The organism is Halanaerobium salsuginis (assembly GCF_900114545.1).
GTDB classification, from domain to species: domain Bacteria; phylum Bacillota; class Halanaerobiia; order Halanaerobiales; family Halanaerobiaceae; genus Halanaerobium; species Halanaerobium salsuginis.
On sequence record NZ_FOTI01000089.1, the window covers coordinates 1 to 2,082 of the forward strand.

The 2,082-nt window shown below is 27.6% G+C and carries 2 protein-coding genes; both read left to right on the plus strand.

The annotated features are described in order from the left end of the window. Positions 1-57: 57 nt before the first annotated feature. Positions 58-1,239: a type III-B CRISPR module RAMP protein Cmr1 gene (cmr1, locus tag BMZ74_RS14260; protein WP_177181470.1), complete on the plus strand. Its 1,182-nt coding sequence runs from the start codon at positions 58-60 to the stop codon at positions 1,237-1,239. 86 nt (positions 1,240-1,325) lie between these two features. Further along, entirely contained in the window at positions 1,326-1,880 is a 555-nt protein-coding gene (yfcE, locus tag BMZ74_RS14265; RefSeq protein ID WP_089862871.1) for a phosphodiesterase, read from the plus strand. Positions 1,881-2,082 lie beyond the last annotated feature (202 nt).

Sequence of the window (2,082 nt, forward strand, 5' to 3'; positions counted from 1 at the left end):
CATTGCTAAGTATTTAAGAGTAATTCAAAAAAACAAAGAGATAACATGATTCAAACGGTGCTATTTAGATTTCACAACATTTGTCAAAGAACCGATAAATTTAATAAAGAAGAGCAAATAGACATAGCTGAAGAAATAAAAAAAGAATTAAATTCGAGAGGAGAATGGAATGAATATAATGAGCTTCCACTAGAAGAATTAAAAGATAAATCTAAAAAAGATAAAGGTGCTAAACGTGTTTTGCGGATTAGTAAAATACTGAGGTGTGATAATTATGGAAAAATAGAATTAAACTGTAAAACACTAACCCCATTATTTATATATGGAGCAAATAATAATCTAGAAATTAGGTCAAGTTCCATAAAAGGTTTAATGAGATTTTGGTGGCGGGCTGCAAATTGTCATAGATACAATTCTATTTCTGAGATGAGAAAAGAAGAGGCTAAAATTTTTGGCAGATTTTATAAAGAAGAAGGAAAAGATAAAAATATTAAATCTAAATTCACAGTATTGGTTGAAATGATTAAAGAAAAAATTGCTGAGTGTAATCCAAATAACAATAAAAGTGAAATTAACGAAAAATATTTATTCTATTCAAAAGCTTCCATACCAAATAATGATAAATTTTATAAGCCTGGAACAGCATTCAAAATATCATTTATATTTAAAAACAAAGATAAAAATATAATAAATGAAGTTCTTAAAACATTTAAAATTTTAATGTTATTTGGTGGGATGGGTACAAGAAGTAGAAAAGGTGGAGGAAATTTTATTGTTACTGATTGTAAAGGAATAGATGAGTTTAATATTTCTTTCCCTGAATATTATACATTTGAAGAAATAAAAAAATTTTATAATGGAATTATAGACAATCATAAAATGAATAGTAATCTAACTAAAAAAATATCGAATCTAGCCGAAGGAAATATTTTTAAATTTAGAACAGAAAAAAAACAAAACATATTGAAAGAAATGGAAAATAAATATGAAGAATTTAGAGGAAATAAAAAACTTGCTGAATTAGTTGGGTTTGGTATTCCTGTTAATAAACTGAATAAAAAATATCAAAATAATAACAATAGGTTTCCTTCAAAAGTTATATTTAAGATTATGGAGTTAGAAAAAAATGAACAATTTGGCTACTTTATTAAATTGGGTGGTGAGATACTAACAGATAATAAAAGTGATGAGGTAGATAAAACGTTAAATGAATTTTTATATAACAATAATAATTCTTGATTTTTATAATTATATTTAAGATAAAATATATTCTTGTAAACCAGCCTTATTTAAGGTAAGATAATTATCAGAAGGAGGCTGATGCTATGAACTTTATAGTAATGAGTGATTCACATGGTAGTTTAACTAGTTGGAGACAAGCTGAAGGCTACTTTGATCAGGCAGATATGATCCTTCATGCTGGTGATTTATTATATCATGGAGCTCGTAATCCTTTGCCAGAAGGTTATGATACTAAAGGCCTGGTTGAATTGATAAATAAAGTTGATTATAACTTGTTAGCTGTTAAAGGTAATGTTGATGCCTTGGTAGACGATTGGGTGCTGCCATATCCACTACCAGAGTTTACCGTAGTAGAGGATAATGGCTTGAGAATTGTAATGTATCACGGCTATCAACATGATACTGATGCAAAAAGAGCAGAGTTTGCCAGACGATTTGGAGCCCAAATCCTTATTTATGGACATACTCATGTTCCCCAGATAAAAAAAGAATCAGGAATAATATTGCTTAATCCAGGAAGCATTTCTCTGCCAAAGCAAACTCCTAAACAAGCAACTCTGGCTAGTATAAAAGATGGCCAAATAACAATTTTTAATTTAGATGATGGTCAGGTAATAAAATCGTATCAATATCTGTAAAGTTTAATAAATATCTTTATTTAGAGAACACCTTATTAAGGTGTTCTTTTACTTTTAGTATAATTCTTTTAAATTAAATCTTTTAATTAATAAGATATAAATTTAAAAATTTTGGTTCTTTGACAAATGTTGTGAAATCTAAATAGCACCGTTTGAATCATGTTATCTCTTTGTTTTTTTTGAATTACTCTTAAATACTTAG